Source organism: Streptomyces sp. NBC_01171, from assembly GCF_045039805.1.
Lineage (GTDB): Bacteria > Actinomycetota > Actinomycetes > Streptomycetales > Streptomycetaceae > Streptomyces.
On the sequence record NZ_CP108609.1, the window covers coordinates 5,937,433 to 5,962,292 of the forward strand.

Consider the following 24,860-nt stretch of genomic DNA (forward strand, 5'->3'; position numbering starts at 1 on the left):
GCTGTGTCGCCGACGGATCATCAGCACCGCAGGTCAACTGGACAGCGGCACACGAGGAATAGGGCGGGACGCGGCCATGATGGGACCAGCACACTCACTGTCGGGGGCCGCCGCCTGGCTCGGTGTCGGAGCGGCGGCCGCCGCCTTCGGGTACCCGATGCCCTGGCCGGTCCTGCTGGTGGGTTCCCTGGTCTGTGCGGGCGCTGCCCTCGCCCCCGACCTGGACCACAAGGCGGCCACCATCTCGCGGGCCTTCGGACCGGTGTCCGGCTGGGTCTGCGAGATCGTCGACAAGCTGTCGTACGCCGTCTACAAGGCCACCCGGAAGCCGGGCGACGCGCGCCGCACGGGCGGTCACCGCACCCTCACGCACACCTGGCTGTGGGCGGTCCTGATCGGGGTGGGCAGCTCCGTGGTGGCGATCACCTGTGGCCGCTGGGGCGTCCTGGCCATCCTGTTCGTGCACATGGTGCTGGCCATCGAGGGCCTGCTGTGGCGAGCGGCACGTGGTTCCAGCAGCGATGTGCTGGTCTGGCTGCTCGCGGCGACCAGTGCCTGGATTCTGGCGGGGATGCTGGACAAGCCCGGCCAGGGCGCCGACTGGCTGTTCAGCGAGCCGGGCCAGGCGTACATGTGGCTGGGCCTGCCGGTCGTGCTGGGCGCCCTGGTCCACGACATCGGGGACGCGCTGACCGTCTCCGGCTGCCCCGTCCTGTGGCCCATCCCCGTCGGCCGCAAGCGCTGGTACCCGGTCGGGCCGCCGAAGGTGCTGCGCTTCCGGGCGGGGAGCTGGGTCGAGCTGCGGGTGCTGATGCCCGCGTTCATGCTGCTCGGCGGAGTGGGCGGCGCGGCGGCGCTCAACTTCATCTGACTCCCCGGCCGAGCCGCTCCTCGTCAGGCGCTCGCGTCCGGGCGCTGCCCGCCGTACCGGCGCTCGAACCGGTCGATGCGGCCCTCGCTGTCCAGCGTGCGGGCCTTGCCGGTGTAGAAGGGGTGGCTCTCCGAGGAGATCTCCACGTCGATCACCGGGTACGTCTCGCCGTCGTCCCACTCGATGGTCTGCTCGCTGCCGGCGGTGGACCGGGTGAGGAAGGCGTAGCCCGCCGAGCGGTCGCGGAAGACGACCGGGCGGTACGCGGGCTGCTTGTCCTGCTGCATGGCGGCTCCTCGCACGGGTGGGTGGGGCGGGAGGCTTCCGGATCAGCCGGGAAGGGGGTTCTCGTCGACGATGTGGACGGCGGCCTCCTCGGCGGAGGCGGCGGCGCCGTCGATGCCGACGTCGGTGGCCACGAGCGCGCTCTCGTCGTCCTCATGCACGCCCTCGTCGGGAGCGACCAGGCGACCGGAACGGCGGAGCCCGACCTCGTTGTCGAGCAGTTCGCCATCGGTGCCTTCGCAGTCGCCGAGGCCGTCGCCGTCGGGGACGGCCGAATCGGGCAGCTCCTCGGCGAGCCGCTGGTCGAGCGTTTCGCCGGCCTCGCGTTCCGCCGCCGTCACCCCGGTGTGCTCGACCGCCCAGGGCCGCTCGGGAGGGGACCAGCCCCGGTCGAGGGGATCATCGACACCGTCGTCGTCCAACGTGTCCTCGACGTCGAGCACCCCCGAGTCCTCCGGGATCTCGTCGGGGTCGGGCTGGTAGACGTCGTCACCCCATCCGTCGGCGCTGTTCACGTGGACCTCCATCCGGTAAGCACGACCCGACGCCGTGAGAACGGGGGCGGGCCCATCGGCACACATGGCCCTCCTGTCCCACGGAACGGCCGGGAAAACGTCCCCCGGATTCCGGGCCCGGTGCCTGTATCCAGCCTTCCACCCCCATTCGGGACCGCGCAACGGCAACGCTGGGTAGCGGGGAAGAGGCGGCCGCCGACCCGCCGCGCCACCCGGTTCCGTCTTGGTCCGGTGGACCGGCCCTCACCCGTGCCAGGAACGCCAGAGCGCCGCATAGGCTCCGTCCGCCGCGACCAGGTCGTCATGGCTGCCCAGCTCGCTGATGCGGCCGTTCTCGACGACCGCGATCACATCGGCGTCATGGGCGGTGTGCAGACGGTGGGCGATGGCGACCACCGTGCGCCCGTCGAGGACACGGGACAGCGAACGCTCCAGGTGCCGGGCGGCGCGCGGATCGAGGAGCGAGGTCGCCTCGTCCAGCACCAGCGTGTGCGGGTCGGCCAGCACCAGCCGGGCCAGCGCGATCTGCTGGGCCTGCGCCGGGGTCAGCGGGAGACCACCGGAACCGACCTCGGTGTCCAGCCCCGCCTCCAGCGCCCGCGCCCAGGTGTCCGCGTCGACCGCGCCCAGTGCCGCCCACAGCTCGGCGTCGCGTGCCTCGGTGCGGGCCAGCAGAAGGTTGTCGCGCAGGGAGCCGACGAAGACGTGGTGCTCCTGGTTGACGAGGGCGACATGCGACCGGACGCGTTCGGCCGGCATCCCGGACAGCTCGGCGCCGCCCAGGGTGACATGGCCGTCCCGAGGTGCGTAGACACCGGCGAGCAGCCTGCCCAGAGTGGACTTGCCCGCGCCCGAGGGGCCGACCAGCGCCAGCCGGGTGCCCGGCGGGACCCGCAGGGAAACCGCGCGCAGCACGTCGACGCCCTCGCGGTAACCGAAGTGCACCCGGTCGGCGTCCACGTCCCGCCCGTCCGGCACCAGCGACGCGTCACCGGCGTCCGGCTCGATGTCCCGTACTCCGACGAGCCGGGCCAGCGACACCTGGGCGACCTGCACCTCGTCGTACCAGCGCAGGATGAGATTGATCGGGTCGACCAGCATCTGGGCGATCAGCGCGCCCGTGGTGAGCTGCCCCACGTCCATCCAGCCCCGCAGGACGAAGACACCGCCGACCATGAGGACAGAACCCAGCACGATGATGTGAACGGCGTTGATCACGGGGAACAACACCGAGCGCAGCCACAACGTGTACTGCTCCCACGCGGTCCATTCCTTGACCCGCCGGTCCGAGAGAGCGACGCGGCGGGCGCCGAGGCGGTGGGCCTCGATGGTGCGGCCGGCGTCCACCGTCTCGGCGAGCGCGGCGGCGACGGCCGCGTATCCGGCGGCCTCCGAGCGGTAGCCGGAGGGGGCGCGCTTGAAGTACCAGCGGCATCCGGCCACCAGCACCGGCACTGCGAGCAGGACGGCGGCCGCGAGCGGCGGGGCCGTGACGACGAGGCCACCGAGCAGCAGAAGCGCCCACACGACACCGATCGCCAACTCGGGAACGGCCTCCCGCATGGCGTTGGACAGCCGGTCGATGTCGGTCGTGATGCGGGAGAGCAGGTCGCCCGTCCCGGCCCGTTCCAGCACACCCGGAGGCAGCCGGACCGAGCGGACGAGGAAGTCCTCGCGCAGGTCGGCCAGCATCTGCTCGCCGAGCATCGCGCCGCGCAGCCGCACTTGCAGCGTGAAGAGCGCCTGCACTGTCGACGCGAGTACGAAGAGGCCGACGGTCAGGCCCAGTTGAAGGTCGGAAGCCCGGTCGGCGACGCGTTCCACCAGGCCGCCGAGCAGGTACGGCCCCACCATGGAGGCGATGACCGCGACGGTGTTGACGCCGATGAGCAACAGGAAGGCCCGGCGATGACGGCGGAACAGCTCCGCCACATAGTCGCGCACGGTCGACGCCGCACCGACGGGCAGGGTGGTGGCGGTCGTCGGGGCTGCCGGGTCGTGGGCCGGTGGCGCTACGCCGATCATGCGCTCTCCTCGATCTCTTCGAGCGGTTCGAGAGCGCCCAGGAGAGCGGCTCCGTCGGAGGTGTCCGGCCGTTCCTGTGAGGGAGGCGGGGCTGCGGTGTCGTTGGCGGCTGACTCACGCTGCTCGTCCTCGGTCTCACGCGTCACGACGGCGCGGTACCGGGGATCGGTGCCGATGAGCTCGCGGTGTTTGCCGGTCGCCGCGACCTGGCCCTCGTGGAGGAAGACGACCTCATCGGCGCGGTCCAGCAGCAACGGTGAGGAGGTGAGCACCACGGTCGTACGGCCCGAGCGCAGCCGGCGCAGACCGTCCGCGATCCTCGCCTCGGTGTGCGAGTCCACGGCGGAGGTCGGTTCGTCCAGGACCAGAACCTCTGGATCGGCGACGAGGGAGCGGGCCAGGGCGAGACGCTGGCGCTGGCCGCCGGACAGGGAGCGTCCGCGCTCGGTGATCCGTGCGTCCATCGGGTCGGACGCGTCCAGCGACCCTTGCACCAGGGCGTCCAGCACGTCCGCGCACTGGGCGGCCGCCAGCGCGTCCTCCGCGCGGACGGTGCCGGAGGCGGGGACGTCGAGGAGTTCGCGCAGGGTGCCGGACAGCAGCACCGGGTCCTTGTCCTGGACCAGGACGGCGGTGCGGGCCTGGTCGAGAGGAAGCTCGTCCAGCGGCACTCCGCCGAGCAGTACCGACCGGCCGGGCTCGGCGGCGTGGCCACCCAGGCGATCTGCCAGGCGCCCTGCCAAGTCGGGATCGCCGCACACCACCGCGGTGAACCCAAGGGCGGGGGCGCGCAAACCGGTAGCCGGATCGAACAGGTCGCCGCCCGGCAGCTCGGTCGCGCCCGAGCCCTCGGTATCCGTGAGGCGTTCCAACGACAGCACTCGCGCGGCCCGTTGGGCGGAGGGCCGGGAGAAGGAGTACGCCATGGCGATCTCGACGAAGTGCCGCAGCGGATAATTGACGATCATGACCGCGCTGTAGACGGTGACCAGCTCACCGACCGTGATCCGGCCCTCGCGAGCCAGTTGGACACCACGCAGGACGACCACGATCAGCAGCAGGCCAGGCAGCAATACCTGGAGGGCAGAGATGACCGACCACATCCGGGCGCTGCGCACGGCGGCGTGCCGGACCTCCTGCGAGGCGCGGCGATAGCGGTCGAGGAACAGGTCCTCGCCGCCGATGCCCCGCAGCACCCGCAGCCCGGCCACGGTGTCCGAGGCCAGTTCGGTCGCGCGGCCGGCCTTCTCGCGCTGAACGTCGGCCCGGCTGGTGGCCTTGGGCAGCAGCGGCAGCACCGCGAGCGCGACCACCGGCAGGCCCACGGCCACGACCACACCCAGAGCCGGCTGGTAGATCAACAGCGCGACGCAGACCGCCACGACCGTCAGCGCGGCCGCGGTGAAGCGGGACACCGCCTCGACGAACCATCCGATCTTCTCCACGTCACCCGTGGAAACGGTGACCACTTCACCCGCCGCGACGCGTCGCGTCAGTGCGGAGCCCAGGTGAGCGGCCTTGCGTGCCAGAAGTTGCTGGAGGCGGGCGGCCGCCGTGATCCAGTTGGTGACGGCGGCGCGGTGCAGGAAGGTGTCACCCACCGCGATGGCCGTACCGCACAGCAGCATCAGACCGCCCGTCAAGGCGAGCCGATCGGCGGAACGGTCCACAGCCGCCTGAACGGCCAGGCCGACACAGAAGGGCAGGGCGCAGACCGAGGTGAAGTGGAGCATGCCCCACAGCAGCGCCCCGCACTGCCCGCCCAACTGGTTGCGCCCGAGCCACCACAGCAGGCGGGGTCCGGACCGCGCGTCGGGTACGCCTGGATCTGAGTACGGAAGGTCTTGGATCTGCATGGCGTCCCAGTGGCTCGTGTCAGGGAAGGGCATGCTGCGGCGACACCCGGAGGCGGCGGCAAGCCGTGAAAGGTTCGCCTTGCGCGGAGGTGAATTTCAAACGGTTTTTCCGGTGTGGCATGACCGTCACCGCGTTCCAGCCAGGCGCCGCCGCCCCGCTAGACCCGGTTCAACGCCGGGCGGATGGCGGGGGAGGCGGGCGGAGGATTCACCGCTTCGGGGTGTCGCCGTCGACCAGGGTGTCCAGCAGGACGCCGAGCACCTGCCGCTCCTTCTCGGTCAGCGGGGCGAGGATCTCCTCTGCGGCGGAACGGCGTGCTCCGTGCAGCTCGCTCAAGGTGGCGCGGCCCTCGTCCGTCAGCTCGATCCGGGTGACCCTCCGGTTGGAGGGGTCCGGCACTCGGCGGACCTTGCCGTGTGCTTCGAGGCCGTCGACCAGGGTCGTCACCGCACGCGGCACCACTTCGAGGCGCTGGGCGAGATCGGCCATGCGCGGCGGTGAGTCGTAGTGCGCGAGAGTGCGTAGCAGACGGGACTGGGCGGGAGTGACGCCCAGATCACGCCACTCGAGATGGCGCTTCTGGATGCGGTACACCCGGCGGGTCAGCCGCAGCAACTGCTCGGCGAGCACACCCTCGGGATCTGGGGTAGACATGCGGGAACAATATCAGGACCTTGTTCATTGTGAGTACAGGTAACAATGAGCTACGCTCAATGAGCCAGAGTCGGCCGCCCGTCGGTCCGGCCCTTCTTGCCTTCCTAGGAGTCCTTTGAGCCTCGAACGAGAAACGTCCTGGATGCCGCCTCCTGACACGGGGGAGCAACCCCGGCAGGTGCGCCGCATCCTCAAACTCTTCCGTCCCTACCGCGGCCGGCTCGCCGTCGTCGGCCTGCTGGTCGGCGCCTCCTCGCTGGTCTCGGTGGCCACACCCTTCCTCCTGCGCGAGATCCTCGACGTCGCCATCCCGCAGGGCCGCACCGGACTGCTGAGCCTGCTCGCGCTCGGCATGATCCTCAGTGCGGTCCTCTCCAGCGTCTTCGGCGTCCTCCAGACGCTGATCTCGACCACCGTCGGCCAGCGCGTCATGCACGACCTGCGCACCGCCGTCTACGGCCGCCTCCAGCGGATGTCCCTCGCCTTCTTCACCCGCACCCGCACCGGCGAGGTGCAGTCCCGCATCGCCAACGACATCGGCGGGATGCAGGCGACCGTCACCTCCACCGCCACCTCCCTGGTCTCCAACACCACCAGCGTGGTCGCCACGATCGTGGCGATGGTCGCCCTCGACTGGCGGCTCACGATCGTCTCGCTGGTGCTGCTCCCGGTCTTCGTGTGGATCAGCCGCCGGGTCGGGGACGAACGCAAGAAGATCACCACCCGACGGCAGAAACAGATGGCCGTCATGGCCGCCACCGTCACCGAGTCGCTGTCCGTCAGCGGCATCCTGCTCGGCCGCACCATGGGCCGCTCCGATTCGCTGACCGCCGGCTTCGCCGAGGAGTCCGAGCGCCTGGTCGACCTGGAGGTCAGGGCGAGCATGGCGGGCCGCTGGCGCATGGCCGTGATCACCATCGTCATGGCGGCGATGCCCGCGTTCATCTACTGGGCCGCGGGTCTGGCTCTCCAGTTCGGCGGCCCCGGGGTCTCGCTGGGCACGCTGGTCGCCTTCGTCTCGCTCCAGCAGGGGCTGTTCCGGCCCGCGGTGAGCCTGTTGTCCACCGGCGTCCAGATCCAGACGTCCCTCGCGCTCTTCCAGCGCATTTTCGAGTACCTCGACCTGCCCATAGACATCACCGAGCGCGTGGACCCCGTCCACCTCGACGACATCAAGGGCGAGGTCCGCTTCGAGGGGGTCGAGTTCCGGTACGACGACAAGAGCGGCCCGGTCCTCGACGGCATCGACCTCACCGTGCCCTCCGGGGGGAGCCTCGCCGTGGTGGGGCCGACCGGTGCGGGCAAGTCGACGTTCGGCTGTCTGGTGCCCCGGCTGTACGACGTCACCGGAGGCCGCGTCACCGTGGACGGCGTGGACGTCCGCGACCTCGACTTCGACACCCTCGCCCGCGCGGTCGGCGTCGTCGCGCAGGAGACGTACCTCTTCCACGCTTCCGTCGCCGACAACCTCCGCTTCGCCAAACCCGACGCCACCGACGACGAGTTGCACACGGCGGCCCGAGCCGCCCAGATCCACGACCACATCACCGCCCTGCCGGACGGATACGACACCATCGTCGGCGAACGCGGACACCGGTTCTCCGGTGGAGAGAAGCAGCGCCTGGCCATCGCCCGCACCATCTTGCGCGACCCGCCCGTCCTCATCCTCGACGAGGCGACCAGCGCCCTGGACACCCGCACCGAGGCGGCGGTCCAGGAAGCGATCGACGCCCTGTCGGCCGACCGGACCACCATCACCATCGCCCACCGGCTCTCAACCGTCCGGGACGCCGACCAGATAGCCGTCCTCGACTCCGGCCGGGTCGCCGAACTGGGCACGCACGACGAACTGCTGGAGCGCGACGGACGCTATGCGGCGCTGGTGCGCCGGGACGCTCAGCTCGAACCCACCGGCTGACATGCCGTCATGACGAGCGATCGGAAGCCGACAAGCTGAAGATATGTCGGGTTTGCGGTCATACGCGTATTACCGTGCCCGCATGCACACGAAGACTCGGTCACGGAGCATGATGCGACTGACGCGCCGGGGCAGGCTCGCCCTCGTCGGGATCGGCGCCGTCCTGGCCGGCACCGCCGTGGTGGTGCCGCTGAGCCTGGGAGGATTCGGGGACGACGAACCCACCACCCTGGTCATCCCGGAGGGCTGGCGCGCGAGCCAGATCTACGACGCGATCGACAAGGCGCTCGTACTGCCGCCCGGCAGTGCCCGCAAGACCGTCGCCAAGGCGGGTCTCAAGCTGGAGTCCGCCGCCGAGGGAAACCCGGAGGGCTATCTGTTCCCGGCGACCTACACCCTCACCGACGACACCACCGCCGAGTCGTTGCTCCGGCAGATGGTCGAGACGGCCAACCGGCGGTTCAACGGCGCACCGGTCGCGGCCGGAGCGCAGCGGAACGCGATGAACGTCTACGAAGCCGTCACCGTCGCCAGCATCGTGCAGGCCGAGGCGGCCACCAAGAGTGACATGGGGAAGGTGGCCCGCGTCGTCTTCAACCGGCTGGAGCGCGGGATGCCCCTCCAGATGGACTCGACCCTCAACTACGCCCTGAAGCGCAACACCGTCCACACGAGCATCAACGACACCCGGATCGAGAGCCCGTACAACTCCTACCAGCGCATGGGGCTGCCGCCGACGCCGATCGACAACCCCGGCGAGGACGCCATGCGGGCGGTGATCAACCCGCCGAAGGGGGACTGGCTGTACTTCGTCACCGTCAAGCCCGGCGACACCCGTTTCACCGCCGACTACACCCAGCATCTGCGGAACGTGGCCGACTTCAACGCCCAGCAACAGGCCGGTGCCCGGTCGAGCACGCCGTCCGGGAGCCACAGCCCCGTCACCCGGCCGCCCCAGTGAGCGGCCGGGGCGGCCAGGGGTGAGCGATGCCCGGCGGGCTCAGCGGCCGCGGGCGACCAGGAGCGGAGCCGGGCGCCCGGTGGCCCGGGATGCCGTGTCGGGGGGCAGCAGCCCGCGGGCGGCCAGTTCGGGGATCACGCCCTCACCGAACCAGTACGCCTCCTCCAGATGCGGATATCCGGAGAGCACGAAGTGTTCGACGCCGAGGGCGTGGTACTCCTCGATCCGGTCGGCGACCTCCGCATGGCTGCCGACCAGGGCGGTGCCCGCGCCGCCCCGGACCAGGCCGACGCCCGCCCAGAGGTTGGGGTAGATCTCCAACTGGTCGCGGGAGCCGCCGTGCAGCTCCAGCATCCGCCGCTGGCCGACCGACTCGCTGCGTCCCAGGGCGGCCTGGGCGGCGGCGATGGTGTCGGAGTCCAGGTCGTCGAGGAGACGGTTCGCCGTCGACCAGGCGTCGGCGGAGGAGTCGCGGGAGATGGTGTGCAGCCGGATGCCGAACCGGACCGTGCGCCCCTCCCGCTCGGCCAGCGACCGAATCCAGTCGATCTTCTCCTTCACCTGGGCCGGCGGCTCGCCCCAGGTCAGATACACATCGGCGTGGCGGGCGGCCACCGGACCGGCGGCCTGGGAGGAGCCGCCGAAGAAGATTTCCGGGACCGGGTCCGGCGGGAGGGAGGTGAGGCCGCCGTCCACGTCGTAGTGGGCGCCGTGGAAGTCGTAGGGCTCGCCCTGCCAGACGCCGCGTACGACGGACAGGAACTCGTCGGTGCGTTCGTAGCGCCGGTCGTGGTCGAGGTGGTCACCGAAGCGGCGCTGTTCGGCGGAGTCGCCGCCGGTGACGACGTTGAGCAGGAGCCGTCCGCGGGTCAGGCGCTGGTAGGTCGCGGCCATCTGGGCGGCCAGGGTGGGCGAGAGCAGGCCCGGGCGGAAGGCGACCAGGAACTTCAGGCGTTCGGTGTGCTGGGCGAGGGCCACCGTGGTCAGCCAGGCGTCCTCGCACCAGGTGCCGGTCGGGGTGAGTACCGCCTCGAAGCCCAGTTGCTCGGCCGCCTTGGCTATCTGCGCCAGGTACTCGATGTCGGGGGTGCGCAGACCGCGGGTCTCGCGGCCGATGTTGGAGCCGTAGGCGTGCCGGTCGACGAGCGTGCGGCCGTCGCCGCCGGTCGGCAGGAACCAGTGGAGTCGTACGGTCATGAGGGGGCCTCCCGTGTCAGTGCTCGGCCGGAGTGGTGGAGGGCGGCAGGTCGCCGTTGAAGCGCGGGTCCACGAAGTCGCCGAAGTCGACCTTCTTCGGGATGAGGTTCAGCTCGGTGAAGGTGTCGGCGATCCGCTGCTCGGAGGCGACGAGGGGCTTGTCCACGGCGACGGCGACACGCGTGGCGTTGGTCCGGCGTACGGAGGCGAGCGCCACGTCGTACGGCAGACCGGTGTCCTTCGCCCACACCTTGGCCCACTCCGCCTGATGGCTGTGCACCCAGTCCTGCGCGCGCCGCAGCCGGGCCAGGTAGTCCTTGACGGCGGCGGCCTTTTTGGAGTTCCGCAGCGCGGCGGGCGAGGCGACCTGGAAGGAGAGGCCGTTGGTGACACCGTCGCCGGTCGTGAGCACCCGGCCCTGCTTGCCCTGGAGGACCTGCGAGGTGTACGGGTCCCAGACCGCCCAGGCGTCGACCTTGCCGGAGTTGAACGCGGCGAGCGCGTCGGCGGGCTGGAGGTACTTGACCTTGATGTCCTTGAGACGGAGCCCGGCGGCTTCGAGGGAGGCGACCAGTTGGTAGTGGGCGGAGGAGCCCTGGGCGACGGCCACGGACTTGCCCTTGAGCTGCTTCGGGCTGGTCAGCTCGGAGTCGTTGCGGACGAGGATGGTGTCGCCTCGGGACCTACCGTGCCAGGCGGCCACCACCGAGATCTTGGAGTCGGCGCCCGCCGCGAAGACGGGCGGGGTGTTGCCGACGCCGCCGACGTCCACGGCCCCGGCGTTGACCGCCTCCAGCAGGGGTGGTCCGGAGGTGAAGGTCGACCACTTGATCCGGTAGTCAAGGTTCTTCAGCTCCCCGGCGGCCCGCAGGATGGCCTCGGAGCCGCCCTTCTGGTCGCCGACGGCGAGGGTGACGGAGCCCGAGCCGTCGATCCGCGCGCCCGTGTCGGCGGCGGAGTCCCCACCGCAGGACGTGAGCAGGAGGGTCAGGGGGAGGAGCAGCGCTGCGGGGACCAGGAGTCGTCGCATGAAGGTTCCGTTCATGGTGCGAGGGTCATGGTGCGAGGGGACGGGGGAGGTTCAGGCCGCTTCGACCGCCGGCGTGACGCCGAGGCGGCCCAGCAGATCGGCGCGGATCGCGGCGAAGCGGGGGTCGGTGAGTTCACGGGGCCGGTCGAGTTCGACGCGCTGCTCGTGCGCGATGCGGCCGCCGTCCATCACCAGGACGCGGTCGGCGAGCAGTACGGCCTCTTCCACGTCGTGCGTGACGAGCAGGACAGCGCAGCCCCGGCGCTGCCACAACTCACCCACCAGACGCTGTGCGTTGATGCGGGTGAGCGCGTCCAGGGCACCGAACGGCTCGTCCAGCAGCAGGAGATCGGGCTCACGGACCAGGGCACGCGCGAGGGAGACGCGCTGGGCCTCGCCGCCGGAGAGGGTCTTCGGCCAGGCGTTCACCCGGTGGCCGAGCCCGACCTCCTCCAACGCCCGCTCGGCCAAGGCGCGTTCGAGCTTGCCGGGCAGGCCGAGCAGGACGTTGCGCCACACCCGCTTCCACGGCATGAGCCGGGGTGCCTGGAAGGCGACCGCGCGGCGGCGGGGGACCAGTACCGTGCCGTCGATGTCCCGGTCGAGCCCGGCGAGCACCCGGAGCAGCGTGGATTTGCCGCAACCGCTGCGGCCGAGCAGGGCGACGAACTCGCCCGGCGCGAGGTCGAGATGGAGGTCGTCGATGACGGCGCGCCCGTCGAAGGCGCGGGTCAGCCCCTCGACATGGACGGCCTGGGCGACCGGCGTGGTCGCGGGGCTCACCGGCCCGTGAACGTCGGTCGCCATCGCAGCAACAGCCTTTCGAGGGAGCGGACGATGAAATCGGCGAGGAGGCCGAGGAATGCGTAGACGATCAGGCAGACCACGATCACGTCGGTCCGCAGGAAGTCGCGGGCCTGGACCATCAGGAAGCCGATGCCGGAGTCGGCGTTGACCTGTTCGGCGAAGACCAGGGCGAGCCAGGCGATGCCGAGGGAGTAACGCAGGCCGGTGAGCGCGCCGGGCAGGGCCCCCGGCAGCACCACATGGCGGACGAGACCCCAGCGGGAGAGCCCCAACGACTCACCTGCCTCGATGAGTTGGGAGTCGACCCCGCGAATGCCCGCGTAGACGTTCAGATAGAGCGGGAAGGTCACGCCGAGCGTGATGATGGCGATCTTGGGGGTCTCGCCGATGCCGAACCAGATGATGAACAGCGGGATCAGGCCCACGAACGGCACGGTTCGCAACATCTGCACCGGCGCGTCGACCACGTCCTCTCCGATGCGGAACAGCCCTGATATCAGGGCGAGTCCAGTACCGACGACGGTGCCGAGGACCAGCCCGGCGGCGACGCGTTGCAGGGAGATGGCCATGGCCGAGGGCAGCGAGCCGTCGGCTATCAGATCACCGGCGACCTGGGCTATCCGGTCCGGTGAGGCGAGCACGTCGGGTGCCAACACCCCTGTGGCACTGAGCACTTGCCACAAGATGAGAAGGGCGAGCGGGCCGGTGGTGCGGCGCAGCCAGCGGGGGAGCCGGGAGCGCCGGGAGGAGGCGGGGACGAGGCGTTGCAGGGCGGGGGCGGCGGGCAGCTTGGCTGTGCCCGCCGCGTCGGATGGATGCGGTGGGGCATGGCTGATGCTCATGGGTGCTCCACAGGGTGGAGAGCGGGAACGAGGATGCGCCCGTCGCCGCCACGGCGCCCTCGGCTCAGCGGAGGGTCACGTGCGGCGGGCGGGGAGCGCGAGGCGGCCCGGAGGGAGGGCGGGGGTGGAACGAGAGAAAGGCGTCAGCGGCCGGGGCGACACGCGGCGGAGGCCACCCGCAGCAGGTCGATGTGACCGCGCGTGGTGAGCAGGGCTGAACGCGACATGCCGGTGAACGTAGCCAGGCGGGCGTTCGCCGGTCAACGGTGTCTCGGTCAGTGGACTGCCCGTCTCGGCGAACAGCCGTGCCGGAAGGCGTGAAACGCGAACGGTGGGTGAGGATGGAGGCATGTCAGATGCCTTCACCACGCGCGTGCTCGACGTCGCCACCGGCTCCCGTGAGCGGGTCGTGGACCTCACTCAGGAGTGCGAACACTTCCTGGGCGAGGTCGCGGCGGGCCGCGATGGCCTGCTCAACATCTTCGTTCCCCACGCGACCTGCGGCGTCGCCGTCATCGAGACCGGCGCCGGCAGCGACGACGACCTGCTCACCGCGCTGCACACCCTGCTCCCGGCCGACGACCGCTGGCAGCACCGCCACGGCAGCCCCGGCCACGGCCGCGACCACGTACTCCCCGCGATCGTCCCGCCGCACGCCACCCTCCCCGTCATCGGCGGCAGCCTGGAGCTGGGTACGTGGCAGTCGGTCTGCCTGGTGGACACGAACAAGGACAACCCCAACCGTCAGGTGCGGTTGAGCTTCCTTGGCCAGTGATTCACGTCGGACGGGGTTCCCGGGACGGCCAGCACGGACCTGCGGCTGACGCGTCCGTCCAATGGCATTCCGAGGCGCAACAAGGCGGTTTCGACGGACCCGGGCCACGTGCCACACCTCGCACGACTTTGCCGATCCTTTACAACCTCTGCCGAGCCTGTCTCGTCTCTCCGCTCGTTCCGTCACGCAGCCGGCCCGGCCACCCGCCGGGCCGGCCGACGAAAGAGAGCGATACATGCGCCTAACAGTCCTCAGTGCCACGGCAGCCGCGTGCGTCGCCGTGCTGGCGAGCACGGTGCCCGCGTTCGCCGGCGGGGCGAACTCGTCCCCGAGCCCCCGTCCCGCCGCCTCCGCACCGTCGGCCCGGCCGAGCGCGCCGGCCAGTGCGGAGCCGAGTGCGGTCCCCACCCGGGTGCCGAGCCGGGCGGCCACCCCCGTGCCGTCCGTCGCGCCGAGCGAAGGACGGGGCCAGGTCGGCGTCGTACCGAGTGGCGCGCCCAACACCGGCGTGCCCACCGGCTCTGACAGCTCCGGCTCCGACGGCATGCTGATCGGCGGCAGTTCCGCCGGCGCGCTCGCAGTGGGCGGCGCGGCGTTCATCCTCGTGCGCCGCCGACGGGCGAGCGGGGTATGACCCACCTCTCCAGGCGCGTGTTCGTCACCGCGGCGGCGGCCCTGCTGCTCGCGAGCTGCGCCGAGCACGGCGGTGACGGGGCATCTGCCGCTCGCCCCGGTGGCACGCACGTGACCCCCCGGCCCTCCGCCGACCTGTCGAACGCGTCGGCCGCGCGAAGCCGTTCGGTCCCGGTGCGCCTGCGGATTCCCGGGATCGGTGTCGACACCCCGGTCATGCGGCTCGGGCTGGCACAGGACGGCGGCGTGCAGGTCCCCCCGATCACCGCGCACGACCAGGCGGGCTGGTACCAGAACTCCCCGAGGCCGGGGCAGACGGGCCCGTCGGTGATCCTCGGTCACGTCACGGTCGGCCCCTACGGGGACGGCGTCTTTCGTCGGCTCGACCGGCTGCGCCGGGGCGACGAGATCAGCGTGCGCCTGGAGAACGGCACCTCGGCCCAGTTCACCGTCACCTCCGTACGGACCGTCGCCAAGGCCGAGTTCCCTACGGAGGCGGTGTACGGCGACGTCGACCGGCCGGAGTTGCGACTCATCACCTGCGGCGGCCCCCGCACCGGCGACGGCTATCTCGACAACGTGATCGTCTTCGCCGCGTCGCACACCACGCGTCACTGACCGGGCGCCGCCCGCCCCGATCCCGGGCCGACGGAACGTACGCCGTGGAGCGCACGGCGTCGGTCCGGGGTCTTCCCCACGGGTTGCCCCGCGCACCTGGGCGCCAGGCATACCCCACCCCCCCATGGAGAGTGTTGAAACGGTCCCGTGAGAAGGCGGCAGCAGAGCTGTTCGCCATTCTCTACCCGCGCCTGGCCGGCTGGTGCCGCCGTCTGGTTGACGACGACGAGACCGCCCACGAGATCGCCTCGGAGGCGTTCACCCGCCTCTGGGCCCGCTGGACGTCAGTGTCGGAGCCCCGGGGCTTCCTCTACGTCACGGCCGCCAACATCGTCCGCGACCACTGGCGCCGTCTGGAGCGCGAACGCAGGGCCATGCGCCGCGCCACCGTTGAGGCGTCCGTTCTCCCGCCCGCCGAGCAGAACGATCCGTCGGTCCGCCTGCTCGTCCAGGCGCTCCCCGAACGATTGCGCATACCGACCCTCCTGCACTACTACGCTGACTTGCCGATCCGGGAGGTGGCCGTGCTGACCGGGCGCAAGGAGGGAACCGTCAAGGCCGACCTGCACGCGGCCCGCGAACTGCTCCGCGCCCACTTGAGGAGAAGCCTTGATCACATACAGTGACGACGATCCGGACTTCGGACCCGACGACCCCCTCGCTGTCATCCTGCGGCCCCCGTCCGAACACCTCGCACCTCCGCCCGGCCGGTACGAGGAGATCCGCCGTGGCGCGGCCCGTCGCCGTATCGTGCGCACCGCTCTCGTAACCAGCGCGACCTGCGCGGTCGCCGCCCTCCTCGCCGTACCCTTCCTGCGCGGCGCAGTTCAGGACCCTGACCCACGTACGGTGCCCCTCGCCCCGCCCCCCGCGAGCAGCCCGACGGCCCAGCCGACCCCGGCCGAGTCCGATCCCGTGAATCTCTCCCCACGCCCCGACGCCCGCTCCTCGACCAGTACGCCGACCCAGCCGGCAGCCACCGCCTCGCCGTCAGCCGTTCCCTCGGCCACCCCTACGGAGCACCGGCCGTTGCTCCCCACCCCGCGCTCGCGCACGGCGGCGCCGTCGACGGACCCGACGCGCTCCTGAGCCGCGACCTCCACTGCGGGGTGGACAACCCCTACCGTCAGGTGCGGCTGAGCTTTTCTCCGGGAGGGATCACTTTCGGCAGGACGGCCCGGCTCGCTGTCGGTCACCCGTGTCGCTGTGCCGAACCGCCTTGCGGTTAGCTTGTGCGGGACAGGTGAGCAGGTCCGTGGTGGCAGAGGTGCACGTGGAAAGCGAGAAGCCGGGAGTGATGTCGCTGCGCGAAGGTGATCCGGCCGAGATCGGCGGTTATCCACTGGAGGCGCGGCTCGGCTCGGGCGGCATGGGCACGGTCTTCCTGGCCCGTACCGCTTCGGGGCGGCCTGTCGCCGTCAAGCTGATCCACCGTCACTTCGCGGAGGACGACGAGTTCCGTATCCGTTTCCGGCAGGAGGTGGCGGCGGCGCGGCGGGTGAGCGGCGCCTTCACCGCCGCCGTCGTCGACGCCGATCCCGAGGCCGAGCAGCCATGGATGGCGACGGCCTACATCGAAGGGCGCACGCTCGCCCAGCACTGCGCCGCGGAGGGCCCGCTGAGCGGGGCGAAGCTGAGGAACCTCGCCATCGGGCTGGCGGAGGCGCTGCGCGACATCCACCGGGCCGGTGTCGTCCACCGTGACCTGAAGCCCTCGAACGTCGTCCTCTCGCCCGAGGGTCCCCGCGTCATCGACTTCGGCATCTCGCGTGCCGTGGGCCAGGAGACGCTGACGATGACGGGGCGGATCATCGGTACGCCGCCCTTCATGTCGCCGGAGCAGTTGCAGTCGCCGCGCGACGTGGGGCCACGGTCGGACGTCTTCTCGCTGGGCACCCTGCTGGTGTACGCGGCGACGGGCCGCGGGCCCTTCGGGGCCGACAGCCCCTACCTGATGGCGTATCAAGTGGTGCACGAGGAGCCGTCGCTCGGGGCCGTGCCGGAGGCGCTGCGTGTGGTCGTCGAGCCGTGCCTGGACAAAGAGCCGAGGGAGCGCCCTTCGTCGGACGAACTCCTGGTGCTGCTGCGGAACCTGCCGGTCGACCTCGGCGGAACCGAGTCGGACGGACTCGGCGCGGGCCGGCCGGGTGACATGATCACCCAGCATCACTCCGCGACGCCGGTCACTGTGCCGCCGGCTGCCCGGACCGCCGAACCGGCCGGTCCCGGCGCGGGGAGCGGCGGCACTCTCAGCGGTCGCAGCTTGCGCCACCGATGGCGGCCCGCGCTCGCGGTCGCCGTCGCGGTGGCGGCGATCGGCGGGGCGGTCGCCGCGCTGAACGCGGTCCGCTCCGGGGGCGACGGCGACCAGGGCAAGAGTGTCGCGGTGTCGGGAGCCGCCCTTCCGGACGGCTTCAAGCCCTGGCACAAGGTCGTGCTGGGTGGCCGCGAGGACATCCCGGACGAACTGCGCTGCGTCGCGCGCGGCGACGCGGTGTACTGCGGGGGCGGCGGTGTCGTAGCGGCCCGTCTGCGGGCTGACGACGGCTCACGGGTGTGGGCCGTGAAGAGCCCGGGTGTCCCCGCCCAGGGCATGCACCTGGTGGGCGCGACCGACGACACGGTGCTCGGTTACCGCATCGCCGCCCAGGAGGACCCGAAGGCCCCTCTCACGGAGGTGGTGGCCGTCGACGCCAAGACGGGCCGGGAGCTGTGGTCCGCACCGTCCGGCGCGCAGTCGCAGGCCGTCACGGGCCGGACTCAGGACGCCGTCGTGGTCGGCTCCGCCGTCGTGATGGTCGACGGTTCCAACTCCCGCCTGGAGGCCCGGGACGCGCACAGCGGCGCGATCCGCTGGGCGACGTCGTTCCCCGCGGGTGCGCAGTGCGCTCCCGTCCCGGCTGGCCCCCGGCTCCTGGCGATGTGCGCGACGGACGATGAGGTGGCTGCCGTAGCGGTGCGCCACCCCACCCTGTACGAGGTCGACCGGACCTCGGGGAGACTCGGCGCGCCCATCGCGGTCGAGGGACCCGCCGTGCCGCTGGGCGTCGCGGGCGGCAGGCTAGTACTTCTTCGGGAGCATCTGGAGGGAGTCGCGTCGGAGGGGTACGACGGGGTGATGCGGGTCGACCCGGCATCGCGGAAGGTCACTTACTCCCGACTGGCCAAGACGTACGCGGGGACACCAGGCATGGTGGACGGCACCGTCTATGTGAGCGGCCAGACCGGTCTGGTCACGGCCATCGACCCCTCGACCGGCCGGAGCAGGTGGTCACGCCAGGCCGATGTGGAGGGCGCTTCGGGTCCCGTGGCGGGAGACGGAGCGCTGTACTTCAGCTCGGCCACCGGCCGGGTCGTCGCCCTGTCGCCGCACGACGGAACACCCCTGTGGATGACGGGGCCGCAGGCCGATGGTCTGACCGGCGAGCAGGGGGCAAGTCCCCGCGTCGTCGTCGCGGGACGTGCGGTGATCGTGGCCGCGGCGAACAACACGCTCTTCGCCTTCGACACGCAGCACCCGCCGAAAACGGGCTGACCCACGCCGCCCTACGACGCCGAGCGGAGTACGAGCAGCGTGATCTCGCTGGGGGCGAAGACGCGGAACGGCGGACCCCAGAAGCCCGTGCCGCGGCTCGTGTAGAGGAGGGTGCGGGGGCCGTGGTGGGTAAGGCCGGCGAGGGCGGGCTGGTCGAGGCGGACCAGGTAGTGGAAGGGCCAGATCTGGCCGCCGTGGGTGTGGCCGGAGAGCTGGAGGTCGATGCCGTGGGCCGCCGCGCGGCCGATGAACTTGGGCTGGTGGGCGAGGAGCAGGACGGGGAGGTCGGGGTCGGCGCCGTTCAGGGCTTCGGCGAGGTTCGCGCCGTGGCCCGCCAGGCCGGAGGACTCGGCGGTGACGTCGTCCACGCCCGCCACCACGAGGGTGTCACCGCCGCGGTCCAGCAGCACATGGCGGTTGCGCAGCGGCTCCCAGCCCAGCTTGTCCATCAGGTCGACCCAGCCCTGGGCCTCGCTGTAGTACTCGTGGTTGCCGGTGACGTAGACACGGGCCCGGGTCGCCTCGACGGTGCCCAGCGGGGCGGCCTGGGCGCGGCGGCGGTCGGCCGTGCCGTCCGCGATGTCGCCGGTGTGGCAGACCAGGTCCGCTTCCAGGGTGTTCACCGTCTCGCAGACCCGTTCCGACCAGCGGGCGCGGTCGAGCGGGCCGTAGTGGGTGTCGGTGATCAGGACGACCCGGGTGCCGTCCAACCCGGCTCCCAGGCGCGGCAGTTCCACGTCGAGCCGGCGCACACGCGGCACACGCCGGGCCTCGGCGTACCCCCAGGCGAGCAGCACGGCGGTCACCCCGAGGACGGCCCAGGTGACGATGCGCGCCCGGTCCTGTCCGTCGCCCACGCCGGCCACGGTCAGGGCGAGCCGCAGCAGGACCCCCAGCAGAACGGACCAGGTGAACAGCACCCAGACGCTGCCCAGCAGTGAGTCCCCGACGATCGCCGCCCAGTCCTGCTGGCGCCGCCCGTGGCCGCGTGCCATCGCCAGCGGCATGCCGATCAGGCCGAGGACGAACAGCGCGGTACCGGCCAGGGTCACGGGGAGCGGCCAGTGCTGGCCGGTGTACAGGAGCACCCCGCACGGCACGGCCCACAACAGGACGGGGGCGACCAGGGGGAGGTAGCGCATCAGGCGTTGCAGTCGGCTGCGCGGCGCCTCTTGCGCGTCACTGGCGGTGGATGGGGTGCTGCTGGTCTCGGTCACGCTTCCCCTTTGCTGGAGTCTCCCCGTGGAGCCCATTGTCCGCCGCCGCGAAACGGGCCGCCCTCCGGGGCTCGGCCGGTCCGTCCCAGGCGGCCACAGGTGAATCAGCGCTTGGCCGGCAGCGACTTCCAGGCCACCGGGAAGTCGAAGTACGTGTTCGGGTACGGCTCCGGCTTGTACGTGTAGTGCCACCACTCCTCGGCCAGGTTCACGAAGCCGAGCTTCTCGAGGAGGTTCTTCAACAGCAGCCGGTTGGCCCGCTGTTGGCCCTGGATGCGCGGGTCCAGGGTGTGGGCGAGCGGGTCGAAGCAGTCGAAGCCGGTGCCCATGTCCAGGGAGTTGTCGGGGAAGCGCTGCTGCTTGGGGGCGTAACAGGGGACCAGGGGGCGGCCGGGGGTGTACGGGCGGGTCGGCCGCGCCGGGAGCCGGACGATCGTCAGGTCCGTCGTCGAGCCCCGGCTGTGGCCGGACTTCGCCGCGATGTAGCCGTCGGCGAAGAGCCGGGTCTTGTCGACGTTCGGGTAGAACTCGCCCTTCATGGTCTCGTCGTCCAGGTCCTCGGCCCAGCGGACGAAGTGGTCGACGGCGCGCTGCGGCCGGTAACAGTCGTACACCTTCAAGCTGTAACCGCGGCGCAGGAGTTGGCGCTGCGCCTGGTGCAGGGCCTCGGCGGCGGGGCGGGTGAGGATGCAGATCGGCTGCCGGTAGCCGTCGATGCGCTCGCCGACGAAGTTGTGCGGAGTGAAGTAGCGCATCTCCTGGATGATCGTCGGGTCCACCGTGCTCAGGGCCACGAAGTCCTTCGGCGCCTTCGGTTCCGGCGTGGCGCGGGCCGTGGCGGAGGCGGCGATGAGGGTGAGCAGGGCGGCTACGGCGGTGATGACACCGCGTGCGGCGCTGGAGAGTCGTGTCATGCCTCCTGCGTCTATCAGGTGTGGACCATGGTGGGGAAGTGGCCCGCGCCCGCTCAGAGCGGCTTCCGCCAGACCGAGATGTGGTTGGTCGAGGCGTCCGTGAAGGGGGCCCCGGTCCAGTCCGCCACCCGTCGCTCCAGGCCCAGGCCGGCGATGCGGGCCATCAGGTCCAGCTCCGCCGGCCAGGCGTAGCGGTGGCGGGAGGCGGAACGGCGGTACCGGCCGTCCTCGCCGTCCTTCGTGAGGTGGTGCGAGACCAGGATCTGCTCCACCAGGTCGAAGGTGTCGAAGCCGATATGGTGCGCCGACACATCGAACGGCACCGCCACCTGTGTGGGCGGCAACAGCCGCAGCGGAGGCACACCCAGCTCGATGACGAAGCGGCCCCCGGGCGCCAGATGCCGGGCGGCGTTACGGAAGCACTCCACCTGCTCGTCCTGCGTGAGCAGGTTCGAGATCGTGTTGTAGACGAGGTAGACCAGGCTGAACTCGCCCGGTACCACCGTCGTGGCCATGTCCCCCAGCGTGACCGGCAGCGTCTCCTCGTCCACCTTCCGGCGCAGCACCGCCGCCATGTGCTCGGAGAACTCGATCCCCGCCACCGGCACCCCACGCTCCCGCAACGGCACCGCCACCCGCCCGGTACCCACGGCGAACTCCAACGCCCGCCCCTGACCGGCAAGGTCGGCGAGGAAATCCAGGGTCGGACCGAGCACCGCCAGCGAGGACATCTCCGTCTCCTCGGCGTCGTAGCGCTCGGCACTGGCACGGTCCCACAGCTCGCTGCTCGTCACGGGCGGTCACTTTGCCGGGAGCGGCGGGGGGTTGTCGACGCAATTACCAACGCGGCCGCACCCAGGGCGCGGCCGCGTTGTCAGTACCTGCTCGCGGAGCGTCAGCTCTCCTTGGCTTCCTTCTCCTCGTGCAGCTTCTTGATGCGCGCGGTCTCCTTGCGGACCTCGGCCTGGGTGGCGCGCTCCTTCTCCAGCCATTCGGGGCTCTCCTCGCGGAGGGCCTCGATCTGCGCGGTGGTCAGGGGCTCGGTGACGCCGCCGCGGGCCAGGCCCGTGATGGAGATGCCGAGGCGGGCCGCGACCACCGGACGCGGGTGGGGGCCGTTCTGGCGCAGCTCGCGCAGCCACTCGGGCGGGTTCGTCTGGAGCTCGTTCAGCTCGGCGCGCGAGACCACACCCTCCTGGAAGGCGGCGGGGGTGGCGGGGAGGTACACACCCAGCTTCTTCGCCGCGGTGGCGGGCTTCATCATCTGGGGGCTCTGCTGCGAACTCATGAGGTCAAGGGTATCGGCCGTGTGCGTGGCAGCCGACCACGGCCGGTAGCCTGGCCTGGTGACAGGCTCGGAAGAATCACCGTCGTTCCGGCTCGCGTACGTCCCCGGAGTGACGCCCGCCAAATGGGTGCGGATCTGGAACGAGCGCCTGCCCGGCACCCCCCTCGTCCTCACCCAGGTCCCCGCCGCCGAGGCGGACGCCCTGCTGCGCGCGGGGGAGGCGGACGCGGGCTTCGTACGGCTTCCCGTCGACCGCGACTTCTTCAGCGCGATCCCCCTGTACACCGAGGACACGGTGGTCGTCGTCCCCAAGGACCACGTGATCACCGCGGCCGAGGAGGTCACGCTCGCCGACCTCGCCGACGAGGTGCTCTTCCACCCGCTGGACGACGTCTTCGACTGGGACGCGCCGCCCGGTGAGCCCGGCTTCGAGCGGCCCGCCACCACCCCGGACGCCCTGGAACTGGTCGCGGCCAACGTCGGCCTGCTGGTCGTCCCGCAGTCCCTGGCGCGCCTCTACCACCGCAAGGACCTCACCTACCGCACGGTCGTCGACGCCCCGCAGTCCCAGGTCGCCCTCGCCTGGCCGGAGGAGGCCACCACCGACCGGGTGGAGGACTTCATCGGCATCGTCCGGGGCCGCACCGTCAACAGCACCCGGGGCCGCGCGACGCCCCCGGAGCCCAAGCAGCAGAAGAAGAAGCCCGCGCAGGGCGCCGCCCGGCAGAAGAGCGGCAAGCCCACCGGGCGGCCCGTGCGCGGGCGCTCCGGCGGCCGTCCGGGGAAGCCGCGCCGCAAGTCCTGAGCCGGGCGCTCACGCCTTCGACGGCGTGCGCTCCGCAGGCTCCGGTGCCGGGCCGTCGCCCATCGGCGGCTCCGGGTGCGCCTGCCGTTCCCACAGGTCGGCGATGGCCAGCACCAGCGCGACCAGGATGATCCCGACCGCCGTGAGCAGGCCCAGTTGCAGCGCCCGGGTGGAGGTCCCGTGGTTGGCCAGGTGGGCGAAGTACACCGCGCCCACGGCCGCGATCCCGGCCGCCGACCCGATGCGCTGGGCCGTCACGAGGATGCCGCCCGCCGCCCCGGCCCGGCGTACGGGGACGCGGGTGAGGGTCAGCGTGGTGTTGGGAGAGATCGTCACCCCGGAGCCCACGCCCGCGAGCAGCAGCGGCAGCGCCGCCGCCCACGCCGCGCCGGGCCCCTGGACGAGTTGTACGGCGCCGATCACGGCGAGCAGGCCCACCGCCACCCCGACCAGCCCGACGACCACCACCTTGCGGCCGTGCCGTACCACCAGCTTGCCGCCCAGCGCCGCCCCGGCCGCCGAACCGATGGCGAACGGCAGCGAGGCCAGCCCCGCCGCGAGCGCGCCGTAGCCGAGGCCGTTCTGCAAGTACAGCGTGTACACGAAGAACACCGTGGTGAAGCCGCCGAAGTACACCAGGTTCAGCAGCACGCCCAGGGTGAAGGAGCGCAGGGAGAACAGCTCCAGGTCGATCAGCGGATCGTGTCCGCGCCTGCCCTGACGCCGCTCCCACCGCCAGAACGCGGCCAGCAGCAGCGCCGCCACCGGCATCAGGGCCCACTTCGTCCGGCCCGCCCACTGCTGCTCCTGCACCAGCGGCAGCATCAGCGCCAGCATGCCCGCGCCGAGCAGCAGCACGCCCGTCAGGTCCGCGCCCTCGCGCCGCTTCTCCGCCACCGGGGTACGCGGCAGCAGCCGCAGCGCCGCGCAGAACAAGGCCACGCCGATCGGCAGGTTGACGTAGAACACCCAGCGCCAGCCGTCGTCGACGCCGAACGCCTGGATCAGCAGGCCGCCCGCCGGCGGTCCGACCGCCGTGGAGATCCCGACCACGCTGCCCAGCATGCCGAACGCGCGCGCCCGCTCGGCGCCCTGGAACATCTGCTGGATCAGCCCGGTCGTCTGCGGTGCGACGATGCCCGAGGCCGCGCCCTGCACCAGCCGGAACACCACCAGCCAGCCCGAACTCGGCGCCAGCCCGCACGCCACCGAGGCGACCGTGAACAGCGCGAGCCCGAACAGGAACGCCGCCCGCCGCCCCCGCACGTCGCCGAGCCGGCCCGCCGGGACGAGGGCGAGGCCGAAGGTGAGCGCGTAGCCCGACAACACCCAGGACACGTCGGCCGCGTCGGCGCCGAGCCCGCGTTCCATCGAGGGCAGGGCGACGTTCACGATCGAGCTGTCGAGCAGCGTCATGAAGCCCGCCACGAGACAGACCGCGAGCGCCTGCCACCGCCGTCGGTCTCCGGCGGCGGCAGGGCGGGTCTGGACTGTAGTCATGGGGTCACGCTATGCAGTGACCTTTACCTCCGCACCACGGGAATCGGGCCCGCGCGGGCGGTCAGGGCTTCGCCGCCGACCGGCCCACCGACTCCACCAGGGGTAGCAGCCGGTACGGCACCCGCTCCCGCAGCGCCACCTCGGTCCGGGTGCGCACCACGCCGGGCACGCTGATCAGCTTCTGGATCACGTCCTCCAGATGGGCGTTGTCCCGGCCCACCACCCGCGCCAGCAGGTCCCCGCCGCCGGTGGTCGAGAACGCCTCGACGATCTCCGGAACGGCCGCCAGCGCCTCCCCGACATCGTCCATGTGGCCCTGCGTGACCTCGATGTGCACGAACGCCAGCACGGGGTGGCCGAGCGCGGCGGGAGAGAGGGAGGGGCCCGTGCCGGTGATCACACCGTCCCGCTCCATCCGGTCGAGCCGCGCCTGGAGGGTGCCCCGCGCGATGCCGAGGAGGCGGGCGTACTCGCGCACGCTGGTGCGCGGCTGCTCCAGCAGCAGGCGCAGGATGCGGGTGTCCAGCTCGTCCACGGCCATCGCGTTCCGGCCTCCTCACGGTCGTCGACCAGCGGTGACTGTACCAATGGCTCAGTGTCTCCTGGTGGGCGC

26 protein-coding genes are annotated in these 24,860 nt (G+C 71.5%); 10 read left to right on the forward strand and 16 right to left on the reverse strand.

Going from position 1 to position 24,860, the window contains the following annotated elements:
• Positions 1–76: 76 nt before the first annotated feature.
• Positions 77–871 (forward strand): metal-dependent hydrolase, encoded by a 795-nt coding sequence (locus OG448_RS27455; protein ID WP_405557713.1) that lies wholly within the window; start codon positions 77–79, stop codon positions 869–871.
• A gap of 23 nt (positions 872–894) precedes the next feature.
• Here OG448_RS27455 and OG448_RS27460 read toward each other — a convergent pair whose 3' ends face one another.
• The 5 genes from OG448_RS27460 to OG448_RS27480 all read right to left on the reverse strand — a co-directional run bounded on the left by OG448_RS27460 (position 895) and on the right by OG448_RS27480 (position 6,207).
• On the reverse strand, positions 895–1,158 hold the full coding sequence (locus OG448_RS27460) for a type B 50S ribosomal protein L31 (RefSeq protein ID WP_350906180.1): 264 nt from the start codon (positions 1,156–1,158) through the stop codon (positions 895–897).
• Between the two features lie 42 nt (positions 1,159–1,200).
• The gene (locus tag OG448_RS27465) at positions 1,201–1,671 is read right to left on the reverse strand and encodes a DUF5709 domain-containing protein (RefSeq protein ID WP_405557714.1); all 471 of its coding nucleotides are present in this window, start codon (positions 1,669–1,671) and stop codon (positions 1,201–1,203) included.
• 243 nt (positions 1,672–1,914) lie between these two features.
• Positions 1,915–3,696: an ABC transporter ATP-binding protein gene (locus tag OG448_RS27470; RefSeq protein ID WP_405557716.1), complete on the reverse strand. Its 1,782-nt coding sequence runs from the start codon at positions 3,694–3,696 to the stop codon at positions 1,915–1,917.
• The gene (locus tag OG448_RS27475; RefSeq protein ID WP_405558994.1) at positions 3,693–5,552 is read right to left on the reverse strand and encodes an ABC transporter transmembrane domain-containing protein; all 1,860 of its coding nucleotides are present in this window, start codon (positions 5,550–5,552) and stop codon (positions 3,693–3,695) included. The genes OG448_RS27470 and OG448_RS27475 overlap by 4 nt, the downstream gene beginning before the upstream one ends.
• A gap of 208 nt (positions 5,553–5,760) precedes the next feature.
• Positions 5,761–6,207 (reverse strand): MarR family transcriptional regulator, encoded by a 447-nt coding sequence (locus tag OG448_RS27480; RefSeq protein WP_391298274.1) that lies wholly within the window; start codon positions 6,205–6,207, stop codon positions 5,761–5,763.
• Between the two features lie 142 nt (positions 6,208–6,349).
• Here OG448_RS27480 and OG448_RS27485 point away from each other — a divergent pair, with 142 nt between their 5' ends.
• Positions 6,350–8,125, forward strand: a complete 1,776-nt coding sequence (locus OG448_RS27485; RefSeq protein WP_405557717.1) for an ABC transporter ATP-binding protein — start codon at positions 6,350–6,352, stop codon at positions 8,123–8,125.
• Positions 8,126–8,207: 82 nt separating this feature from the next.
• Positions 8,208–9,086 carry an endolytic transglycosylase MltG gene (gene mltG / locus OG448_RS27490; protein WP_405557719.1) on the forward strand — a complete coding sequence of 293 codons (879 nt, stop codon included), beginning with the start codon at positions 8,208–8,210 and terminating at the stop codon, positions 9,084–9,086.
• Between the two features lie 39 nt (positions 9,087–9,125).
• Here the strand turns inward: mltG and OG448_RS27495 are convergent, their stop codons facing one another.
• The 5 genes from OG448_RS27495 to OG448_RS27515 form a co-directional block, all read right to left on the reverse strand.
• Complete coding sequence (locus OG448_RS27495) at positions 9,126–10,283, reverse strand: LLM class flavin-dependent oxidoreductase (protein ID WP_405557720.1); 1,158 nt, start codon at positions 10,281–10,283, stop codon at positions 9,126–9,128.
• 16 nt (positions 10,284–10,299) lie between these two features.
• Positions 10,300–11,313 (reverse strand): ABC transporter substrate-binding protein, encoded by a 1,014-nt coding sequence (locus OG448_RS27500; RefSeq protein ID WP_405558996.1) that lies wholly within the window; start codon positions 11,311–11,313, stop codon positions 10,300–10,302.
• A gap of 51 nt (positions 11,314–11,364) precedes the next feature.
• A complete protein-coding gene (locus tag OG448_RS27505) occupies positions 11,365–12,120 on the reverse strand; it encodes an ABC transporter ATP-binding protein (protein WP_405557722.1) in 756 nt (251 codons plus the stop codon).
• Complete coding sequence (locus tag OG448_RS27510; protein ID WP_405557724.1) at positions 12,093–12,962, reverse strand: ABC transporter permease; 870 nt, start codon at positions 12,960–12,962, stop codon at positions 12,093–12,095. The genes OG448_RS27505 and OG448_RS27510 overlap by 28 nt, the downstream gene beginning before the upstream one ends.
• Before the next feature lie 143 nt (positions 12,963–13,105).
• Positions 13,106–13,189, reverse strand: a complete 84-nt coding sequence (locus OG448_RS27515) for a putative leader peptide (RefSeq protein ID WP_343235472.1) — start codon at positions 13,187–13,189, stop codon at positions 13,106–13,108.
• A 122-nt stretch (positions 13,190–13,311) separates the two neighbouring features.
• Between OG448_RS27515 and OG448_RS27520 the strand changes: the two genes are divergently transcribed.
• The 6 genes from OG448_RS27520 to OG448_RS27545 all read left to right on the forward strand — a co-directional run bounded on the left by OG448_RS27520 (position 13,312) and on the right by OG448_RS27545 (position 18,523).
• Positions 13,312–13,737, forward strand: coding sequence for a YjbQ family protein (locus tag OG448_RS27520; RefSeq protein WP_405557726.1), 426 nt, complete (start codon positions 13,312–13,314; stop codon positions 13,735–13,737).
• 235 nt (positions 13,738–13,972) lie between these two features.
• Positions 13,973–14,371 (forward strand): sortase-dependent protein, encoded by a 399-nt coding sequence (locus OG448_RS27525; RefSeq protein WP_405557728.1) that lies wholly within the window; start codon positions 13,973–13,975, stop codon positions 14,369–14,371.
• Complete coding sequence (locus OG448_RS27530; protein WP_405557730.1) at positions 14,368–14,988, forward strand: class F sortase; 621 nt, start codon at positions 14,368–14,370, stop codon at positions 14,986–14,988. Before OG448_RS27525 ends, OG448_RS27530 begins: the two co-directional genes overlap by 4 nt.
• Positions 14,989–15,122: 134 nt before the next feature.
• A complete protein-coding gene (locus OG448_RS27535) occupies positions 15,123–15,614 on the forward strand; it encodes an RNA polymerase sigma factor (protein WP_030803588.1) in 492 nt (163 codons plus the stop codon).
• Positions 15,598–16,077: a hypothetical protein gene (locus OG448_RS27540; RefSeq protein ID WP_405557732.1), complete on the forward strand. Its 480-nt coding sequence runs from the start codon at positions 15,598–15,600 to the stop codon at positions 16,075–16,077. The genes OG448_RS27535 and OG448_RS27540 overlap by 17 nt, the downstream gene beginning before the upstream one ends.
• Before the next feature lie 208 nt (positions 16,078–16,285).
• Entirely contained in the window at positions 16,286–18,523 is a 2,238-nt protein-coding gene (locus OG448_RS27545; protein WP_405558999.1) for a serine/threonine-protein kinase, read from the forward strand.
• Positions 18,524–18,534: 11 nt separating this feature from the next.
• On the opposite strand, the gene OG448_RS27550 is transcribed toward OG448_RS27545, so the two are convergent.
• The 4 genes from OG448_RS27550 to OG448_RS27565 all read right to left on the reverse strand — a co-directional run bounded on the left by OG448_RS27550 (position 18,535) and on the right by OG448_RS27565 (position 21,942).
• Positions 18,535–19,740 (reverse strand): metallophosphoesterase, encoded by a 1,206-nt coding sequence (locus OG448_RS27550; protein WP_405557734.1) that lies wholly within the window; start codon positions 19,738–19,740, stop codon positions 18,535–18,537.
• Positions 19,741–19,844: 104 nt separating this feature from the next.
• A complete protein-coding gene (locus OG448_RS27555) occupies positions 19,845–20,654 on the reverse strand; it encodes a M15 family metallopeptidase (RefSeq protein ID WP_405557736.1) in 810 nt (269 codons plus the stop codon).
• Positions 20,655–20,707: 53 nt separating this feature from the next.
• On the reverse strand, positions 20,708–21,448 hold the full coding sequence (locus tag OG448_RS27560) for a class I SAM-dependent methyltransferase (RefSeq protein WP_405557738.1): 741 nt from the start codon (positions 21,446–21,448) through the stop codon (positions 20,708–20,710).
• A 101-nt stretch (positions 21,449–21,549) separates the two neighbouring features.
• Positions 21,550–21,942: a DUF5997 family protein gene (locus tag OG448_RS27565; RefSeq protein WP_405557740.1), complete on the reverse strand. Its 393-nt coding sequence runs from the start codon at positions 21,940–21,942 to the stop codon at positions 21,550–21,552.
• Between the two features lie 58 nt (positions 21,943–22,000).
• Between OG448_RS27565 and OG448_RS27570 the strand changes: the two genes are divergently transcribed.
• Positions 22,001–22,747, forward strand: coding sequence for a LysR family substrate-binding domain-containing protein (locus tag OG448_RS27570; RefSeq protein WP_405557742.1), 747 nt, complete (start codon positions 22,001–22,003; stop codon positions 22,745–22,747).
• Positions 22,748–22,756: 9 nt separating this feature from the next.
• On the opposite strand, the gene OG448_RS27575 is transcribed toward OG448_RS27570, so the two are convergent.
• Both OG448_RS27575 and OG448_RS27580 read right to left on the reverse strand, forming a co-directional pair.
• Positions 22,757–24,247 (reverse strand): MFS transporter, encoded by a 1,491-nt coding sequence (locus tag OG448_RS27575; protein WP_405557744.1) that lies wholly within the window; start codon positions 24,245–24,247, stop codon positions 22,757–22,759.
• A gap of 61 nt (positions 24,248–24,308) precedes the next feature.
• Positions 24,309–24,788, reverse strand: coding sequence for an Lrp/AsnC family transcriptional regulator (locus OG448_RS27580; protein ID WP_030803612.1), 480 nt, complete (start codon positions 24,786–24,788; stop codon positions 24,309–24,311).
• Positions 24,789–24,860: the final 72 nt, after the last annotated feature.